This is a genomic window from Paenibacillus germinis (genome assembly GCF_013141785.1).
Taxonomy (GTDB): domain Bacteria; phylum Bacillota; class Bacilli; order Paenibacillales; family NBRC-103111; genus Paenibacillus_E; species Paenibacillus_E phytorum.
In genome coordinates this window covers 21,617-41,209 of record NZ_WHOC01000073.1, presented here as the reverse complement: position 1 = coordinate 41,209, position 19,593 = coordinate 21,617, and the positions used below count along the sequence as shown (strand labels likewise).

Sequence of the window (19,593 nt, the reverse complement as noted above, 5' to 3'; positions counted from 1 at the left end):
AGTGGAGCTAATCGTGAAATTTCCCGAATTGAGATATAATACTGACTATCCATGATAGAGAGGGGATGAGGATAATGCGCAGAGATGGTCTTGTTACTGGCATTCCACTTCTCTGTATAGCGTTTGCCATGTTTGTGGCGACCTTTTGCTTCCCGTTTTTCGCGGGCGCCGCTGATGATACGCCATCCGAGCAGCGGCAAGTGATTCGCGTTGCTGGCGATAACTGGTTTCCACCGTTCGAATTCGAGGTCAACGGTACATTTCAAGGTTTTAACGTCGATATGATGAACGCGCTTTCCATCGAAACCGGGATTACGTTCGAGTTCTATCCGATGCCGTGGAGCGAAGCGCTGAAGGCGTTGGAATCGGGTCGAGTTGATGCCATCCAAGGGATGAAATACAGTAAGGAGCGTGCGTCGTTATACGCTTATTCCGAACCGTATTTTACAAGTACGCAGGCGATTTTCGTATTGAAGGACAATTATTCCGTGTTCTCGCTGGGCGACTTGCAGCACCGGAAAATAGCCGTTCAGGAAGGCGATATTAGCGGGGAAGCACTACAACGGCTTCCTGATGCCGTCGTACTTGCTGGGGAAAATCAGGAAGAGGCAATCCAGATGCTGCTAGAGCACAAAGTGGACGCTGTTATCGGCAATCAAATTACAGGTCAATATTTGCTGCAATCGGATGGTCAACAGGACAAGGTGAAGCTCGTCGGAGATCCGATTTCGCCTACCAACTATGGCATGGTCGTCCTGAAGCGGAACGAACAGCTGCTTGAGCCGATCAACGCAGGGCTGCGGAAAATTAAAACAAACGGTACGTACCCGAAAATCGAACGCAAATGGTTCGGCGAATACATTTATCCGTCGACTCGCAATATCCGCGGCCTGCTTACTTATTTCATCATCGGCCTGACCGCGATAACCTGCGTGCTGCTCATCATTTTATGGTGGAATTTTACGTTGAAGAAAGAATTGAAGAAGCGCGTCGACACTTACAAAAAAACACTGGACGAGCTTGCGCGTAAAGATAGGATGCAATCGTTAGGTCAATTAGTCGCAGGGATAGCCCACGAAATCCGCAATCCGATTACGTCCATTTTATCCTATGCCCAGCTCCTGCCTACCAAATACGAAAACAAGGAATACCGCGAGTTTTTTGCACAGCACGTAACTGGGGAAGTGATGCGGTTGAACCGGATCGTCGGCGAATTGCTGGACTTCGCTCGTGACAAGCCGCCTGAGAAAACGACTTTTGCTATCAGTGAAACCGTTCAAGCCGTCGTGCTGCTGTTCCATCAACTTTTCGAGAATCAACGTATCGTCGTCCGGCTTGAAGTGCCGGAGTCTTGCGTTGTTTGGGCAGATGCCCAGCAAATCAAGCAGGTGCTGATCAATTTGTTCAAAAATGCGATCGATGCGATGGAGGACGGTGGGCATTTGCAGATAACGGCTTACAGCGATGGTCCCCATGTCATGATGACGATTGAAGATACCGGCGAAGGCATCGATCCCCGGGACTTGGCAAACATTTATGAACCTTTTTTTACGCGAAAAGCCGGAGGGGTCGGACTTGGGCTGTCGATTTGCTACCGGCTGATGGCCGAGAACAACGGGGGGATCGAAGTGGAGAGCAAGAAGGGAACCGGAACCAAGGTGACGCTGAAATTACCGGGCGAGCAGGGGGAGAGCGAACATGCATAAACCGAATTTGCTTATTATTGATGACGAAATCTCGATCTGCAAATCGTTGTCGTTTATTTTGGAAGACGATTATCAAGTGTATACGTCCGTTGATCCTGACGAGGCGGTCGCTTTGTTCGCGCATCTTTCGTTTGCGATCGTGCTCTTGGATCTGCGAATTGGCATGAGGGACGGCATCGAGGTGCTGCGGACGGTCAAGCAAATGTCACCTAAGACGGTCGTCATCATGATGACCGCGTACGGCAGCATCGCTTCCGCTGTTGAGGCGATGAAGCTCGGCGCTTTCTATTATGTGCAGAAGCCGATCGATATGGAGGAGCTCAAAGTGCTGTGCGGCAGAGCGCAGGAGCAGTATCACCTTCAATCAAGAGTGGAATGGTTGGACGGAGAAATCCGCAAAGCCTACGACGTGCACGGTCTGATCGGCGAAAGCGATCGGATGAAGCACGTATTTGCCCTTATCGATAAAGTGAAGAACATCGATTCTGGCATTCTGATCCTGGGGGAGAGCGGGACGGGAAAAGAACTGGTCGCCCGTGCCGTTCATTTTGCAGGGGAGCGGCGGGAGCAGGTGTTTTCCACGATTAATTGCGCCGCCATTCCCGCCAATTTGATGGAATCCGAGCTGTTCGGCTATGAAAAAGGCGCGTTTACAGGCGCGAATGTACGCAAAGCTGGCATTTTCGAGACAGCAGACGGGGGCACCTTGTTCCTCGACGAAATCGGTGAGCTCGATATCGGGTTGCAAAGCAAGCTGCTGCGGGTGCTGCAGGAGAAGGCGGTAACGCCAATCGGAGGGCATAAGGAGAAGCGGATCGATGTTCGGATTATTGCCGCAACGAACCGGGATTTGAAGAAAGAAGTGCAGCAGGGCAAGTTCAGGGAAGATTTGTATTATCGGTTGAACGTCATTCCGATCCAGGTTCCGCCGCTCCGCGAGCGCAAGGAAGATATCCCGCTGCTAATCCGGCATTTTATGGACAAAATCGGCGGAAAAATGTCCAAGCAAATAAAGGGCATCTCGCAGGAAGCGCTCAATCTGCTGAACGACTATCCTTTTCCCGGCAACGTGAGGGAGCTTCAAAACATTATCGAGCGTTCTATCGCACTCGCGGACGGCGAACATTTGACGATCCGAGATATGCCGATGGACCTTCAGCCACAGCGCGGGCAAATCGCAGACGGCCGGCTCGTTCCCGTTTATGTGGGCGATACCGCCCTAGAGGCGGAGAGAAAGCTCATATTGGCAACGCTTCGGGAGCTTGGCGGAAACCGACGCAAAACAGCCGATATGCTGGATATCGGCGAACGTACGCTGCGAGACAAGATGTCTAAATATAAGGAGGAAGGATCATTCCCATAGCTTGTGGGATTGTCCTTTGAGGATTATACGTGGGAAATAGTTGGAGTAGCGGGGGAATAAGGTTCGAATGAATCCATCTTCTCGGTTGAATGATATTGTAGAAAATGCAACAATTCTGCCTAGATCCCGCCTCTCTCCCCTCGTTGTTGCATAATGTGCAACAATTCCAGCCCCATACAGGCCATTTCGCGACAAATGGGTTCGAAAAGTTGTACAAACTACAATTTTTACTTGCAAAATAGCCTTTAGGCGTGTGAATTGTTGTAGAGACTACAACATTGGAAACCACGGTAACCCATCTACCCTCCAGAAGCTGCTGAACGACTCATAATCGAATTTTGGAGTCAATGGACATAAAAAAGATGACTCCCGGCGAATACCGAATACAGGAGCCATCTTTTCCACGAATGGGGTCCCAGGTTCATAGACCTGAGAAGGGCTTTTTTCACAAACTTAATAAAAAGGGTATCGCCATATCCGCAATGCGTCGATGCCCAGACTCATTTGGATGCAAGCCATCTGAAGTAAAAAGGGGCAGCGTCAGCTTATTAAGCCCGCTTTGTTCATACAGATTAAGGACAGGGAGCGCATACAGACGACCAATATGCTTAATGGCTTCGACATAATCGGATAAACGGTGCCCGGCAGCGTTGATGTAGAAGATGTCATAACCATCTTTATCCCGCTGCAGGGGTGTCCACAAGCTTAGGCGGCAGCGCGGATTTTTCGTCAAAATATCTTCGATAAGGGTCGTGTAGGCTCCATAAAACGTATAAATATCGTTCGAACCGATGTCGCCAATCGGTTTATCCAAGCGAAAATCATTCACTCCCGCGAAGATGGTGACGCAATTCAAGGAAGCATCTATCGTTTTGCCCACATGTGTTGTGGCTCCGTAATCGCGGTCGCCTCCGGCAGTCATCGGACAGCCGCTTTTCCCATAATTGATCACGCTCGAAAAGCCTAGAGCAGACTGAATGAGAGGCTGATATCCTCCGGCCTCCGTAATGCTGTCGCCGAGTGTCCCCCAGGTTTTTTCTACCCACTTACTTTGCATTTCATGAACACTCCCTACACTAACATTCTTCATCAAATGTAACGGCACCTACGGCAACGGGTTGATCCGCATCAGCTTTACCCGGCCGTTCACCAAGCCATGCACCCTGCGCGATCAGCTTGTTCTGCAGTTCTAAGATCGGAACCTCGCGGAAACCAATGCCAGCGAAGCTTGCCATAGCTGCCGCGACACCTGCGGCCTCTCCCATCGCAAAACAGTTTGGCATGACGCGAAGCGAGCCCTGCACAGGACGATCGGAAGAGACTGAACGTCCGGCTACGATTAAATTCGATTTGCCTTGCGGAAGCATGCAGCGATATGGTACGCCATGGGATTTGCCTTTTGGCAGATGCTTGATCGTCATTGTGCTGTTGGCGTTTGCCAAATGGATATCGATAAAGTAAGAATTGCGTGCGATATCGTCTTCGAATGTCCGCATCGATAAGAAGTCCTCGACTACGAGGGTATAGTCCCCTTGGATTCGACGAGTTTCGCGAATACCGATCTGGTCGCCGGAGTGAACGAGGAAAATATGCTTAAAGCCAGGCACATATTTACGTAAAAACCGGATCTGGGTGTCGATAAGCTTCCGGCCCTCGATCGCGGCACGGGTCAAATCCTCCGCTTTCGTGCCGTCAATGTTGAAGATATGACCGAAATTAAAGCCGACGATTGAATCGGAAATCCAGGCCATGCCGGAAATCCGCTTGCGTCCCTCTGGGAGATCACCGTTTCGCTGCGCTTCAATGACGATGTTCTCCAGTTGACTATGCGCTCCTGTCTCCTGAAGGAACTGCTCATAGCGTGCCTTGTCTGCACCAGTAACCACATAGCACATGGTACCAGGTTGAAGCTCCCCGTTCTCTCCTCCAACTTGAAAAGGAACACCTGCCAGCGCAGCGAGATCCGCATCGCCCGAAGCATCGATGTACAGTTTGGCTTGGACGACAGACCGTCCGGATTTATTGCTTATGACTAGCCCAGTTATTCGATCGCCATCCAGCAGTACCTGATCCGCTACTGTATGGAACAGTACCTTCGCTCCGCTTGACAGTACTTCTGCGTCATATACGCGCTTAAGCGTTTCCACATCGATGGGAACCCAGTCCAACTGTTCCTTGTAACGTCGCATAAAGTCATCACCGGCAGCGTGTTTCATCTTCTCGAGCAGATCAAGTCCGATTCCGCGAATAACCGGCTTCTCCCCATCGGTATAAGGGCAGAAGGCAGGAACTAGAGCAGCTGTCCCCATCCCGCCAAAGTAACCTCTTTGCTCAATTAATAACGTGTTAGCGCCATTGCGGGCTGCGGCAATAGCTGCTGCAATGCCGGATGCGCCGCCTCCAACGACAACCACATCGGGGGTGTGACTAACAGGAAGGCTTTGCGATGGTATTGTTACGGTTTGAATGTTCAACTTCGTCATGTTGATGTTCCTCCTAAGAGTTCTGCTTCAGCAAAACTGGAATTGTAATCATTCGCTAAAGCTAAATTTGATTGTCATTGCCTTCATTATAGGTCCCTGACATGGAGGAACTAGTTTAATTTTAGTTTAATCAAAAAAGAGGACGTGATATGATAACTAAACGAATAACAAATCCGGACTACTATGAGGTGCAGCCCTATATGCCTACCCGAAAGGAAGTTACGTTAAAAACGATTGCCAAGGAGCTTGGGTTGACTGTACAGACCGTGTCTAAAGCGCTAAAAGGAAAACCCGGCATGTCGGAAGCTACCAGACAGCTTATTGTCCATACGGCCGAGAAGCTGGGTTATTATACAATGGATCAGATTCGCAGCCTTAGGCTCGATCGCATTGCTCCTTATCCCAATGAGCGGAAGCGCTTCCTTTTGGTGCAGACCGCAGAATCCGTGGCTTACAATCGTCTGTTGCTTCAAGGGCTTCAAGATCGTTTCTTTTCCTTCGGCCATCAAATCGAGCTGCTCATGTTACCGCAAAAGATCAAGAAGGAACATATAAACGATTGGATCGAAGAAAGCGGAATGGCCTATGCGGATGGCATTTTCATCGCTCCAAGCATTGTGCCTAAAGCGTGGGAGCCCGCTCTGTTTGGGCTGCAGCTGCCACGAATATTGCTCAGCTTTCCTCCTCCAGGAGTGAAAATAGACAGCGTGATTTGGGATGTTTATGAAGCTGCGTTTCAAGCGGTAACCTATCTGCGAAGCCTTGGGCATGAGCGAATTATGTATGTGGGAGATATCCATTTGCAGCGTGGCTTTATTTTGCGCTGGCAAGCCTTCTGTCACGCGATGAATATGCTCGGTGTCGAGATCGACCCTTCTATGCATTCCATCGGTGAACGGACCAACCAAGCACATTGGCGTGAAGAGCTGCTGCAACGAATGGAACATTTTACGCCAAGCGCCATCATCTGCGGAATTGACCATGAAGTTCCGGTCGTATATAAGTTATGCAACGAGCTACAGTGGCGAGTGCCTGAGGATGTGTCCTTGGTTGGATTCCTGAATGAGCAATCCGAGTCTCTGCCATCGTTCACAAGACCGCTTCTTTCGATCCGAGAGACCGGTTACCGTGCTGCCGACCGGATGCTGTGGCGAATTGCCAATCCGACACTGCCATTTGAACACATTCGCATTCAAGGTGATTTTTTTGTTGGGAGTACAACAACAGCGCCTTCAAACAGCCGTGTTTTTTCTGAATTCAAGTAAATATAGAACCAGAAATCATAATATTCTCATATGTCCTTGGCTTTTTTGCACGATATAATAAGTAGATCTGCAGCTAAAGGGAGGCCGACACGAGATGTATAAATTAGTCATTGTGGACGACGAGCCGACAGTTCGTTTTGGGTTAAGGACTTATTTTGACTGGAATGCTTATGGGATTGAAGTGGTGGGTGATGCGGATGACGGTGACGTTGCGTTAGAGGTTATAGAACGATTAAAGCCGGATTTAGTGTTAACGGATGTGCGCATGCCCAATATGGATGGCATTCAGATGTCGAATAGACTCAGCGAACGATTCCCTCATATCAAAATTGTTTTTGTGAGCGGCCATGATGATGTCGAATATTTGAAATCTGCGCTTCAAGTCAAAGCGGTCGATTATATGTTTAAGCCCGTCAATTTAGGGGAGCTTAGCGTGGTGGTTGAACGCTTGGTTCGTACCTTGCAGACGGAAAAACAGGAACGAAAACTGATTGAGGACATGCAGGTCAAGCTCATTCAGAGCATGCCCTTGCTGCGGGAAAAATTCCTTATGTCATTAATTAGGGAAGGGGTTACTTTTCCTACACGTATACAGGATCGCACCCAATTCCTCGGTCTTGAGCTTCCGCTTGAGGCGACATACTGGGTGATTGCGATTCGCATGGATAATGCTTCTGAGGTTGCACAGACTCGTTCGGAAAGGGATCAGCAGTTGTTATCCTACTCTGTACTTAATATCGTGCAAGAGCTTATTGAGAAAGAGATTGGTGGATATGTTTTTGAAAATCAAATAGGCGAGTTTGTTGGCATTCTTCGGCTGGTGGAGCAGGAAGATCAGGAAAGTCTTTTGTTTACATTAGCCGAGGAAGTTCGCGAAAGTCTCTATAACTATTTGAAAATTAGTGTGACCATCGGCGTGGGCGAGCGAATATCGAGGCTAGCCAGCTTACCGCAGTCGTATTCGCAAGCAAGAGAAGCTGCCGATCAAAGATGGTTTCTCGGAAAAAACCAGATCATTTCCATGGATAATTTGGAACAACGTGAGGAAAGCATGTATCGCTTTGATCCAGCGCAGAATGAGAGATTGATCTCTTCTCTGAAAGCTGCGGAAGCTGGCAAGGTGCAGGAGGAGCTTCACGTTATTTATAGCGCTCTTTCCCGCAATCGTGCAGAAGGCATGCCGTATGGGCGCAACTTAAGCTTGCAGCTGCTGCTGCTTGCAAGCCGAATTTTGCTAGAGCTAAATGTTCACAGGCAGGGGCTGGAGGAGAAAGGGAACGAGCTTCTGGCTGAGGTTTTCCAGCAAGAAACGTTAGATGATTTAAGGTGGCTTGTGGAGTCCCATCTCATCGAGGTTTGTGAGCGAATAGGTGAGAAACGCAGCGGCAAAGCCAAAAATGTCATTGAACGTATTCGCTCCCTAATCGATAAACGATTCGCGGAAAACCTTCAAGTTGGGGATATTGCGAAGGAAGTATTTTTATCAACGACTTATCTGTGTCTGCTGTTCAAACAAGAGACAGGTGAAACCATCAACGAATATATGACGAAAGTTCGGGTAGACAAAGCGAAGGAGCTCTTGAAAGACCCAAGCAACAAGTTTTATGAGGTTTGCTATGCCGTTGGCTACTCGGATCCTAGCTATTTCAGCAAAATATTTAAGAAATACACCGGACATACGCCTAGCTCATTTCGCGATCAAGTCTTGTAAAGGCGGTGGAGGGAAATGAAGCAACTCATGACTAGAGGCTTGAATTACGTATCGATGATCTTCAAGGGCGTTGTTGCAGCAAGGCTATGGCTGGTCGCATACATCGTATTGATCCTGATACCGGCTTCCGTATTATTGTATGCTTACTCACAGAGGTACTCCCGCATTTTGGAAGAAGAAGTAACGCGAACGATGCTTCAGACGCTGAAGCAGGCTGAAATCAACTTAAATCACCAATTCGATTCCGCCAGAGATATTTCGAATACGATTCTCATGAATCCTAAGCTGCATCAGTATTTAAGCAACTCGACATCGGATAGCGATCAACTCGATGCTATGAAGGAACTGCGTATCTTAGTTGATAATGCCCAAACGAATCCGATTGTATTCCGCGTTCGATTGTATGTCGACGACTCCAAGCTTTTTTCCCATGAGAGAGTGAATTTCTTTCCGTGGGAAAGCATCAAAAACCGTCCTTGGTACACAGATGTAGTGAACTCCAGTGGCAATCTCGTGTGGACGGGAGCTTACTTGGAAAGATTTTTAGATGATACAGAGAGCACCCGCTACGTTTTCTCGGGTATTAGAGTACTGCGGGATCCGGATAATTATGATCATATGTCAGGTGTTTTATCCATTGAAGTCGCTGCTAAGACCATAGAAAATATCCTATTCAATATTGAGTTGAACAAAGAGCAAAATGTATTCATGGTCGCACCGGATGGCACCATCGTCCTGCACAACGACAAATCCTTACTCGGGACGAAGCTGAAATCTAGCGCCGTACTTAGCGCTATAGAACAACAGAATGAGGGCGTATCTGCCATCATTGAGGACAACACCCAGCAATATGTCGTCTATACGACGATTGGCTCGACGGACTGGAAGTTGGTTGCGGAAGTGCCTAAGAATGTCATTAGCTCGCGTACGGCCTCGTTGAATCAATTTGCCAGTGTGGCTACTTTGTCAGGAGTGACGATACTGTTCCTCATCCTTGTTTTTATTCTGATTGCTTTTATCGTACGCGGAATGAATCTTAGAGTGCAGACGGTGATAAGAGCAATTAAACGAGAAGGCATGGAGGGGCTGGATGAACGGAGCGGAACGTCAGAAGGCGACTTCTATTTACTTGAAAAAAGCGTCGACCATCTAATTCATAGAGTCCGAGATTTAATGGAAGAGACGTATAAATCGAAGGTGCAGGAGCGTGAGGCGCAGCTGAGGGCTTTGCAAGCGCAGATTAATCCTCATTTCTTGTACAATACCTTGGATACGATCAATTGGATTGCTATTGGACATAACGCTCATGATATTAGCCAGATGATCGATGGTTTGGCCAAATATTTCAGGCTAAGCTTAAACAAGGGCAGAGATTTGGTCAGTGTGACCGATGAGCTTAATTTAGCCAAGGTTTACTTAGAGATTCAGCAAACCCGATTTCCTAAGAGCTTTGAGGTTCATTTTGACATCGAAGAAGGCCTGGATGATATTGAAATGCCTAAGCTGACACTGCAGCCAATTGTGGAAAATGCCCTTTTGCATGGGATAAGAAAATCAAAGGGCAAGACAGGGTCAATTTTGATCAAGGCCAGACAAGAAGAGGGGGTTCTAATCTTATCCGTCACTGACGATGGCATCGGCATGGAGCCAGAGCTTGTGCAAAGTCTGCTGACAGAGCCGCGTCCCACCATGAAATCAGACGTTTCCGGAAGCTCGTATGGTTTGTACAATGTGAATGAAAGGATCAAGTTGTTCGCAGGAGACGCCTATGGACTGGAGCTTCACTCCACGCTCGGAGAAGGGACAATAGTTACGGTTCGAATGACATATAAACATTCATCTGATAAGCCGCCTCTATAAGAAAGAGGTCGGCTTTTTGTTTGCGTAAATACCATAAGATTGCACCAGAAACAGAAATATTACCATCTACAAGTCGTTTCAGGGCACCTATATAATTAACCTATAAGATCACGGAGGTGAGCCATTCATGAGTGTTTCGCTAACAGAGCTTGAACGAAAAAAAGCTCACGCCAAGCCCAAAACAAAAGGTAGTGGCCGTTGGAAACTAATTCTAACTAATTATGATTTATACCTATTATTAGTACCGGGGTTATTAGTTCTGTTTTTATTCAAATATGCGCCTATGTACGGGATTATTATCGCTTTTCAAGACTTCAACATTTTTGATGGTTTTGCTGGAAGTAAATGGGTGGGTTTGGATCAATTTGAGAAGCTCATACATTCCGAAGAGTTTTATCAGGTTTTCATGAATACCTTGTTGATCAGCGTTTACAAGCTTGTGCTTCTTTTTCCGATACCGATCATCATCGCGCTTTTCTTGAATGAGGTTCGGAAGGCCTTTTTCAAGAAGACGATTCAAACCATTATATTTCTTCCGCATTTTCTATCATGGGTGATCATTTCTGGATTGTTTATTAATATCCTGTCCCCATCAGGCGGTCTAGTGAACAATATGATTCAGTGGTTCGGAGGGACGCCGATATCCTTCTTTCTGGACAACCAATACTTCCGAAGTGTAGTGGTTTTTACAGCAGGTTGGAAGGAATCAGGCTGGAATGCCATTATATTTATCGCAGCCATTGCAGGCATCGAGCAGGAACAATATGAAGCAGCTTCCATTGACGGTGCAGGACGCATTAGACAAATGCTCCACATTACATTGCCAGGTATTATGCCAACGATCATTCTCATCTTAATTTTACGCATGGGATACTTGCTTGAAGCAGGCACGGAGCAGATTCTGACCATGTACAACTCTGTCGTGTATCAATCGGGTGATGTGATCGGTACTTTCGTTTATCGGCAGGGGCTCGGTCAACAGGATTATAGCTTTAGTACAGCAGTCGGATTGTTCAACTCTGTCGTTGGATTCATCCTAATTATTGCTGGTAATGAACTCAGCAAAAAGCTGATCAAGCGAAGCATATGGTAGGGGGCTGGAAACATGCATAAAAAAACGCTTAGTGATTGGTCCTTAGACATCTGTATCTATCTTGTTTTAATACTTTCCGGCTTAGCTACTTTGCTGCCACTAGTCAATATTTTATCCAAAGCAATTAGTGAGGAATCGGCAGTGATATCCGGTAAAGTAGGGATTTTTCCGGTCGGCTTCCAGCTAGAAACGATGAAATATGTGGTATCCTCGAGCCAGTTTCTCCACTCAATAGGGGTTTCTCTACTAATAACGGTTGTAGGTACAGTGCTTGCGATTCTGCTAACAGCAATAACGGCTTATCCATTGTCCAAAAGGCATCTTCCAGGCATTTCGATGATTATGCTGCTGTTTATTTTCACGATGATGTTTAATGGCGGTATTATTCCCAATTACTTGCTAATGAAACAGCTCCACTTAATTAATAGCTTATGGTCACTGATGCTGCCTGCTCTCATTAGTGTGTTCAACATGCTGGTGATCAAAAGCTACTATGAATCTTTGCCTGAAGCTCTTGAAGAATCCGCCAAAATGGATGGCGCTCGTAACTTTACGATTCTTTTTCGCATCATTCTTCCTTTAAGCGTACCTGTAATCGCAACGATTGCTCTTTTCTATGCAGTCTACTTCTGGAATGACTACTTCCACCCTATGCTCTACATTAATGACGCAAGCCTTAAGCCTTTGCAGTTGTACTTGCGTGATATTGTCCTGGATGCAGATAGCTCAAGTGCCGTAACCAAAAGTGTTGACGATATGATGAACGCATCACCGGAAGGTATTCGAGCTGCAACCGTCATCGCTTCGATCATACCGATGCTGCTCGTGTATCCCTATTTGCAAAAGCACTTTGTCAAAGGTGTGCTCATCGGTTCTGTAAAAGGGTAAATTTGCATTAAAACCCTGGATACTAGCATCAAGGGTTTAATGATATATTAAACACAATTACTAGGGAGGTTCACGCATGTTAAAAAAACACAAAAAAATGATGCTGCTAACGCTCGCAGCAAGCTTATCTGTAACTTCTCTTGTCGCTTGCTCTTCGAAAAGTACAGACTCAGGAAGCAGCGCAACTCCAAACAGCACCGCCTCAGCAGCTCCAGCATCAGCTGGACCAAAACCGGAGTTAAAATCGCTTCAAGTCTGGCAGCAGGAAGATTACAACACATATCCCGTAGCTAAATTCCTTGAAGAAAAGACCGGCTACAAAGTGAAATACGATATGATGCCACAGGACAAGCCTACAGACAAGCTGAACATCTTGATTGCTTCCGGCGAACCTTATGATGCTATTACTACAAACGGAACCGCAGACTTCAAAGCGCTATATGCAGATTATGCGAAAAAAGGAGCTTTAACGGACTTAGGGCCGTTGATCGACAAATATGGACCGAATATTAAAGCGGCAATTGATCCTAACGCCCTGGAAGCTGCAAAAGTAGATGGTAAACTATATGCAATCCCAACAAAAACGCTTCCCTCTGCAGGCGAAAGCTTGTACATCAGGCAAGATTGGCTTGATAAAGTAGGTATGAAAGCGCCTACTACATTGGATGAACTCGTTGCCGTTCTGAAGGCCTTCAAAGAGAAAGATCCTGGCGGAAACGGAGACAAGAATATTCCGTTAACGATAAGAGGCGAAGCGATGTTCATTAATAACATCGTCGGTGCTTTTGGCATATCGACCTTCTGGAATGATGTGAATGGCAAGTTAACACCGCGAGTTCTAGACCCTGCCTACAAAGATTATGTGACCTTTGCCGCTGATCTCTTTAAACAAGGCTTGCTCGACAAAGAGTTTGCCGCTAATAAAGATGCTACCGCTAAAGAGAAATTCACAAGCGGAAGAGCAGGCATGATTATGCTTCACTGGGCTGACGTACCTGTCATTGCTGATGCATTGGCTAAAAATATCCCTACTGCGAAAGCTAACTTTATTCCAGCGCTAAAAGGTAAAGATGGAAAAGCCGGTTTAACCGCTCCATCAGGCTTTGACCGTATCACTTTTATACCTAAAGCTTCCAAGCATCCTGAAGATGCGATCAAGTGGATGAACGCTAAGCTTGAAAAAGAAACATTCAAGACCATGGCGATTGGCGAAGAAAATAAGCATTATACCTTCAAGGATGGCGCATATACGCCGATTCAACCGATCTTCACTGATGAGCGCAATAGAGCGAACAACTTCTTGATGGGTACGGACGACACAAACTATCCGACTTACTGGCAGGCACGTGTTCGTAAGGATATGCGTTTGTTCGATGCTTGGAACTTCATGAACACGATTCAACCGGCGAATACCAGAATCAAAGATCCACTAGGCTTCGCTCCTTACTTGCCTGAGTTCACTAAAAACTTCCAACAGTTGAACACCATGGTAGGCGACTATACAACGAAGTTGATTTTCGGAGCTGAGCCGTTAAGCGGTTTGGACGCATTCATAGCTAAATTTAAATCATCTGGCGGAGATGTAAGCTTCAAAGAAGTCAACGATTGGTATGCAACTGTAAAGAAATAAGTATAAAATTCATTAATGTAAACAAAAAAATGAGGTGGCAAGGTTATTCTTGCCATCTCATTTTTTTTGTTTTAGTTTCTGTCGATTGCAATGCAAAAGTCACCCGACCTCTGGTTGGAGGAACGTCGATCCGTTATTTTGGGAAATCTGCACTAGAAATCGAATGAGAGGAACGAGAGGGCGTTATTTGATCAAAATAAACGATGTGGACGCAAAAAACAGCGAAATAACGCCTCGTCGTTCCTCTTCCTCATGAATCTGGGGGTTATTCGTCCAAATAGCGCCTGTACGCTCCCTCAGCAAATTCTGGTTACCATCGTATAGGTAAAGGAAAGGGTAGAGTTGGATAACATCCGAATTTGGAAAAAAGGAGATGTAGACCCCGTAAAGAAGTAGTGCTAAGTTTAAAACAACGCGAACTCAACTATTGTCACTTACGTGAGGAGATTACTTCCATGAATACAGCGATCCGCCGCATGCAATCCTTGTTTTTCTATCCAAAAAGAAACCTCCGCGCGAAGCTGTTTCTGTTTTTTCTAATTGTCGCCATTATTCCGCTCAACATTCTAGGTTACTTGTCGTACGCCAAATCGTCGCAAATCGTGCAAGCCCAAATCGGTCAATACGGGCAGTCCGCCGTCAATCAGCTGCAAGCACAGCTCGACACGTACGCCAGTCAAATGCAAATGACCTCGCGCTATATTTATTCCTATTTGCTCGATCCGCTCAACAACACACTCCATGAAGAGGAGTCCAGCAGCTACGCCAGCTTTCTCGATCAAAAAAATTTCGAGCGGTTTCTCGATGCACATAAGACGATGGACTCAACGGGCATCTATCTCATCACGCAGTCGGGCTATTACTACGGCTCTCCGCAAATTAATGTCGATCGGCTTCGTCAGTCAGACTGGTGGAAAGCGATTCCTAGCGGGCTGCACGGCGAATATTGGACGGGCTTTCATGCGCCGGATTATTATATCGCCCGTAATTTGAATTTACCGGATCAGGTAATGGGATTCGTCTTTCCGCTAAGCAGTCAGTACGGGACGTTCACGAACGGATTTATTTTCATCGAGGTTGATGCAACGAAAGTGCTCGATTCGTTTCGGATGCTGGAGGGAGAGCTGCATTCGTTCGTATCCATCCGTGACGCGTCAGGTAGAGCGATCTACACTACTCCGCAAACGGCAATGTCCAAAGCCGATGATCTTGTCTGGACGAAAACGCTCGAATCGAATAAATGGACGGTGGAAGTCCGAACGCCCTATGAGCAGGTGTATCGCTCCGTTAATGTTATTCAGCCGCTGACGGCGGTTGTTATAGCGGGAACACTTTTACTAGCGCTTATCGTATCGTTTCTGTTTTCCTCGCAAATTACGAAGCGGATCAAGCGGCTCAAAAACAAAATGGAGCTCGTCGGCATCGGTAAGCTGCATTCGCGAATCGATCTAGGATCCGAAGATGAGCTCGGACGGCTAGGTAATAGTTTCAACAGCATGGTCGAGCAAATTCAGACGCTTATTCAAGAGGTAACGAAGAAAGAACAGCTGAAGAAGGAAGCCGAGCTGCGAGCATTTCATTACCAAATCAATCCCCATCTGCTTTTAAACACGTTGAACTCGATCCAATGGCAAGCAAAGCTCAAAGGGGACGATGAAATCAGACAAACGATTTATCATCTGACAAAGGTGCTGGAAGGCAGTCTCATTACGACTCAGGAGCTAGTTCCTTTGCATAAGGAGCTGCGCACCGTCGAGCATTATTTGAAAATACAAGAGGTGCGCTACGGAGGCGCGTTCGAATTTCAATCGAGCGTCGAGGAGGAACTGAACCATTATTTGATACCGCGCATGACACTGCAGCCCTTGCTCGAAAATTGTTTTTTTCATGGATTTGAGGATGGGGAGGGTACCATCAAGTTAACGGTCGCCAAACATAAAGGAGAGCTGATGCTCGTTCTTGCCGATAATGGAGAAGGGATACCGGAACAACGATTGGCAACGCTGCTTGACGAACAGATGCCGAGGTCGGGTCGGGGAGGACTAGGCTGTTTCAATGTGGATCAGAAGTTTAAGCTGCATTTTGGCGAGCAATATGGCATGAAGATCGAGTCGCAGGAAGGAAATGGGACGACGATTACGATTCGTTGGCCTATGAAGGAAGAAATTCGGGAATCCCATAACCCGCTTTCAAACAAATTGCCAGATGGTTCGGACAAAATGGCACATAGCCCTGAAAAGTTCGAATAAGTTGACACTACATTCCGAACAAACCGCCATTTTGAAACGCTTACAATCCTCGTATAATGAGAGCACAGGCAAGGGACATAAACAGGGGGAATGTAAAGTGAAGAGAAATAAACAACTCACGCTAGCAGCGCTCTGCATGGTGGTTGGGCTGACGACCGTGCTTTCCGGCTGTACCAGCTCGAAGCAGCAAGCTGAAGTCGGCGGTTCCGGTGAGAAGACGAAGGTTGTCGTCTGGATTTGGGAAGATGCCAAGAACGTGATCGATTTGAACATGCCTGCCTTCAAGCAAAAGTACCCGAATATCGATGTCGATTTGCATGTGCTGGCTCAGGCGGACGTATATCAGAACTTCTTGATCGCAGCGAGCTCCGGCGACGCCGTTCCGGACGTTGTGAATTTGGAAACGCTGCGTTTGTCCCAAATGGTGCAAACGGGCGGACTGCTCGATATCAGCAGCAAAGTAGCGCCTTATAAGGATAAAATGAACGCCTACAAGTGGGCGGATGCGACGAAAGACGATAAAGTTTACGCGATGCCGTGGGATAGCGGACCGGTTGTCATGTTCTATCGCAACGATATGTTCAAGAAGGCGGGACTGCCGTCCGATCCGAAGGAAGTCGCGTCGCAATTGCAGACGTGGGATGACTACATGCGGTTTGCCAAGCAGCTGAAGGAAAAAACGGGATATGCAATGATGGCCGATTCCAAGACGAAAACCGACGCCACGTTCTTCGGGCAAATGCTGTGGCAGCACGGACTCTGGTATTTCGGACAAGATGGTTCGGTACAGCTCGACAATCCGGAAGTCATCAAGATGGGGCAATACTTCGTCGATATGGTTAAACAAGGATTCGTCTATGAAGCGAAACCATGGAGCGATGCTTGGTATAACTCGTTTAAGGAAAACAAATTCGCCACGGTCGTAGGCGCTTCCTGGTACGATGCTCTGCTTCCGACGCAGATCGATCCGGAGGGCAAAGGCAATTGGTCGGTCGCACCGATGCCGAAATGGTCGAAAGACGACAAATACGCAAGCGCCATCGACGGCGGCTCGAACTTAGCCATCAACAAAAACTCCAAGCACCCGGAAGAAGCCTGGAAGTTTATCGAATTTATGCTCGGGAGTTCGGACTCTCAGCTGAAAATGATGAAGGAAGGCGGACTGTTCCCTTCGCTTGAAACAACGTACAGCGATCCTATTTTTCAGGAAAAAGTACCGTATTTCAACAATCAGCCGGTCCGACAGCTTTATGTAGACGCGGTGAAAAAGGTTGCGCCGATCGTATACACAAAAGATTATCCGCTAGCCAATGAAATGGTCATTAACGCCTTTGCTGAAATATTCCTCGACAACAAATCGGTGGAAAGCGTCTTCCAAAAAACTGCCACTCAGCTTAGGCAAAAAACAGGCCGCAAGTAATTCGGCGGCAGCATATAAGTATATCGCAAAAAAATGTATAAGCAGCAGCCTTCGCTCCGTGAAAGACAACATGACATACGACAAATAAACGGAGCTGAAGGCTCTTTGTTGTACAAAGAAAACGCTTTCAATTAAATGCTTGCGAAGTCATTTTTGCACTGCGCAACGCAAAACGCTTAGGAGGAGGCACGATGCAGAGTCCTTATTGGAAATGGCAATTGAAAACCGCGCCATACGCGTTCGTCGCTCCGTTCGTGGTCAGTTTTTTGCTATTTACACTATCGCCTTTTGTGTATTCGATTTACTTGAGCTTTACGAAATGGCACGGCCAAGCAGAGAAGGAGTTCGTCGGATGGACGAATTATATCAACGTGCTGCAAAGCGGCGATTTTTGGTATTCCGTGTTCAACAGCGTGATCATTTTCATGCTTTACGTCCCGATCATGCTGCTGCTTGCGCTCGTTTTTGGCGTATGTCTCAGCAGCGGCTTGATGAAAGCAAAAGGTTTTTTTCGCACTGTCTTTTTCATTCCGAATATTACTTCGGTCGTCGCCATATCGTTTGTTTTTCTGCTTATTTTCAATACGAGCAATGGTGTGCTTAACCAACTACTGCTATCGACTGGACTGATTGATTCACCGATTCCATTTCTGGAGACGCCGGGGTGGGCGCGGATTTCGGTCGCTTTGCTCGTTATTTACCGCTGGACGGGGTACAACATGATTCTACTGCTTGGCGGCTTGCAAAATATCCCGAAATCACTCTATGAATCGGCGAAGGTGGATGGAGCGAATGCGCTGCAATCGTTCATCTACTTGACAGTGCCAATGATGAGAAAGCTGCTCGCCTTCTGTACCGTTCTTTCAACACTTGGGACGTTCTCGCTGTTTACGGAGCCGTTCATCTTAACGAACGGAGGACCGGCCAAAGCGACAACGACACCCGTCGTGTTGATTTACAAGGAAAGCTTTCAAAATTTGAATTTTGGATACGCATCTACATTAGCGATGTTTTTCTTTATTCTAATGTTGGTTATTTCGGTGGTTCAGCTGCGGCTGTTCCGCGATAACGATTAAGAGGGAGGGTGCATGACATGAACAAAAGGCAAACGGCCCTCTCTGGTCTCTTGTTTGTGCTGTTTCTAGCGATAGCGGCTTTGTTTTTATTTCCGTTTGTATGGATGCTCAGCTCGTCGCTCAAGGCGAGGAGCGATATTTTCGTTACACCCCCGGTGTGGATTCCTAGTGTCCTGCACTGGGAAAACTACACGCAACTTTTTACGGAGAAACATTTCGGAAATGTCATCCTGAATAGTTTGTTTACAGCAACGACAGGAACGGCGGGCGCGCTCTTGTTCTGTTCGCTAGCGGGATTCGCATTTGCCAAATACAAGTTTCGAGGCAAAGGACTGTTGTTCGGCCTGGTGCTAGCTTCGCTGATGGTGCCGATGGAGTCGGCGATGATTCCCCTGTTTATGATTTACCGTAAGTTGGGACTAATCGACAGCCTTTGGGGCGTTCTTTTGCCCAGACTGACGAGTGCATTCGGTATTTTTTACATGCGGCAGTACTGTGCTTCTATCGAAAATGAGCTGTTGGAAGCAGGTAGAATCGACGGTTGCTCCGAGGTGCGGATGTACTTCCGCCTCATCGTTCCGATCCTTTTGCCTGCGTTCGCGTCGCTTGGCATCATTTTTTTCGTGGAAGAGTGGAACAATTTTCTGTGGCCGACGGTTTTACTGCGCTCGCCTGAGCATTTGACGATAGCCGTTGCGATCCGCTCTTTGGAGGCGGGTGTACGCACCCCGTACAACCTGATCATGGCAGGCTCGGTCATCAGCATTTTGCCAATGCTTGCGATTATATTCATTTTCCAGAAGCAGCTTATATCAGGGCTTATGGATGGCTCCGTGAAAGGTTAAAATA

Annotated in this window: 14 protein-coding genes; 12 read left to right on the top strand and 2 right to left on the bottom strand. The window is 47.1% G+C overall.

The genetic code is table 11. The features are described from left to right. Positions 1-74 precede the first annotated feature (74 nt). Positions 75-1,706, top strand: a complete 1,632-nt coding sequence (locus GC102_RS14655; RefSeq protein WP_171690199.1) for a transporter substrate-binding domain-containing protein — start codon at positions 75-77, stop codon at positions 1,704-1,706. Further along, complete coding sequence (locus tag GC102_RS14650; RefSeq protein WP_171690198.1) at positions 1,699-3,069, top strand: sigma-54-dependent transcriptional regulator; 1,371 nt, start codon at positions 1,699-1,701, stop codon at positions 3,067-3,069. The genes GC102_RS14655 and GC102_RS14650 overlap by 8 nt, the downstream gene beginning before the upstream one ends. 445 nt (positions 3,070-3,514) lie before the next feature. Here the strand turns inward: GC102_RS14650 and GC102_RS14645 are convergent, their stop codons facing one another. Both GC102_RS14645 and GC102_RS14640 read right to left on the bottom strand, forming a co-directional pair. Further along, complete coding sequence (locus GC102_RS14645; RefSeq protein WP_171690197.1) at positions 3,515-4,126, bottom strand: SGNH/GDSL hydrolase family protein; 612 nt, start codon at positions 4,124-4,126, stop codon at positions 3,515-3,517. A gap of 19 nt (positions 4,127-4,145) precedes the next feature. Beyond that, entirely contained in the window at positions 4,146-5,552 is a 1,407-nt protein-coding gene (locus GC102_RS14640) for an FAD-dependent oxidoreductase (RefSeq protein WP_171690196.1), read from the bottom strand. 149 nt (positions 5,553-5,701) lie between these two features. On the opposite strand from GC102_RS14640, the gene GC102_RS14635 reads away from it, so the two are divergent. The 10 genes from GC102_RS14635 to GC102_RS14590 all read left to right on the top strand — a co-directional run bounded on the left by GC102_RS14635 (position 5,702) and on the right by GC102_RS14590 (position 19,589). After that, positions 5,702-6,817, top strand: coding sequence for a LacI family DNA-binding transcriptional regulator (locus GC102_RS14635; RefSeq protein WP_171690195.1), 1,116 nt, complete (start codon positions 5,702-5,704; stop codon positions 6,815-6,817). A gap of 94 nt (positions 6,818-6,911) precedes the next feature. Further along, positions 6,912-8,528 carry a response regulator gene (locus tag GC102_RS14630; protein WP_171690194.1) on the top strand — a complete coding sequence of 539 codons (1,617 nt, stop codon included), beginning with the start codon at positions 6,912-6,914 and terminating at the stop codon, positions 8,526-8,528. A gap of 15 nt (positions 8,529-8,543) precedes the next feature. Continuing rightward, positions 8,544-10,388 carry a cache domain-containing sensor histidine kinase gene (locus tag GC102_RS14625; protein ID WP_171690193.1) on the top strand — a complete coding sequence of 615 codons (1,845 nt, stop codon included), beginning with the start codon at positions 8,544-8,546 and terminating at the stop codon, positions 10,386-10,388. Positions 10,389-10,515: 127 nt separating this feature from the next. Continuing rightward, positions 10,516-11,481: an ABC transporter permease gene (locus tag GC102_RS14620; RefSeq protein WP_171690192.1), complete on the top strand. Its 966-nt coding sequence runs from the start codon at positions 10,516-10,518 to the stop codon at positions 11,479-11,481. A gap of 12 nt (positions 11,482-11,493) precedes the next feature. Continuing rightward, on the top strand, positions 11,494-12,369 hold the full coding sequence (locus GC102_RS14615) for a carbohydrate ABC transporter permease (RefSeq protein WP_171690191.1): 876 nt from the start codon (positions 11,494-11,496) through the stop codon (positions 12,367-12,369). A gap of 76 nt (positions 12,370-12,445) precedes the next feature. Further along, positions 12,446-13,999, top strand: a complete 1,554-nt coding sequence (locus GC102_RS14610; RefSeq protein ID WP_171690190.1) for an extracellular solute-binding protein — start codon at positions 12,446-12,448, stop codon at positions 13,997-13,999. A gap of 455 nt (positions 14,000-14,454) precedes the next feature. After that, positions 14,455-16,248 carry a sensor histidine kinase gene (locus GC102_RS14605; protein WP_246320922.1) on the top strand — a complete coding sequence of 598 codons (1,794 nt, stop codon included), beginning with the start codon at positions 14,455-14,457 and terminating at the stop codon, positions 16,246-16,248. Between the two features lie 97 nt (positions 16,249-16,345). After that, on the top strand, positions 16,346-17,668 hold the full coding sequence (locus tag GC102_RS14600; RefSeq protein ID WP_312883273.1) for an ABC transporter substrate-binding protein: 1,323 nt from the start codon (positions 16,346-16,348) through the stop codon (positions 17,666-17,668). 191 nt (positions 17,669-17,859) lie between these two features. Then, on the top strand, positions 17,860-18,744 hold the full coding sequence (locus GC102_RS14595) for a carbohydrate ABC transporter permease (RefSeq protein ID WP_171690189.1): 885 nt from the start codon (positions 17,860-17,862) through the stop codon (positions 18,742-18,744). 17 nt (positions 18,745-18,761) lie between these two features. Beyond that, entirely contained in the window at positions 18,762-19,589 is an 828-nt protein-coding gene (locus GC102_RS14590) for a carbohydrate ABC transporter permease (protein ID WP_171645706.1), read from the top strand. Positions 19,590-19,593: the final 4 nt, after the last annotated feature.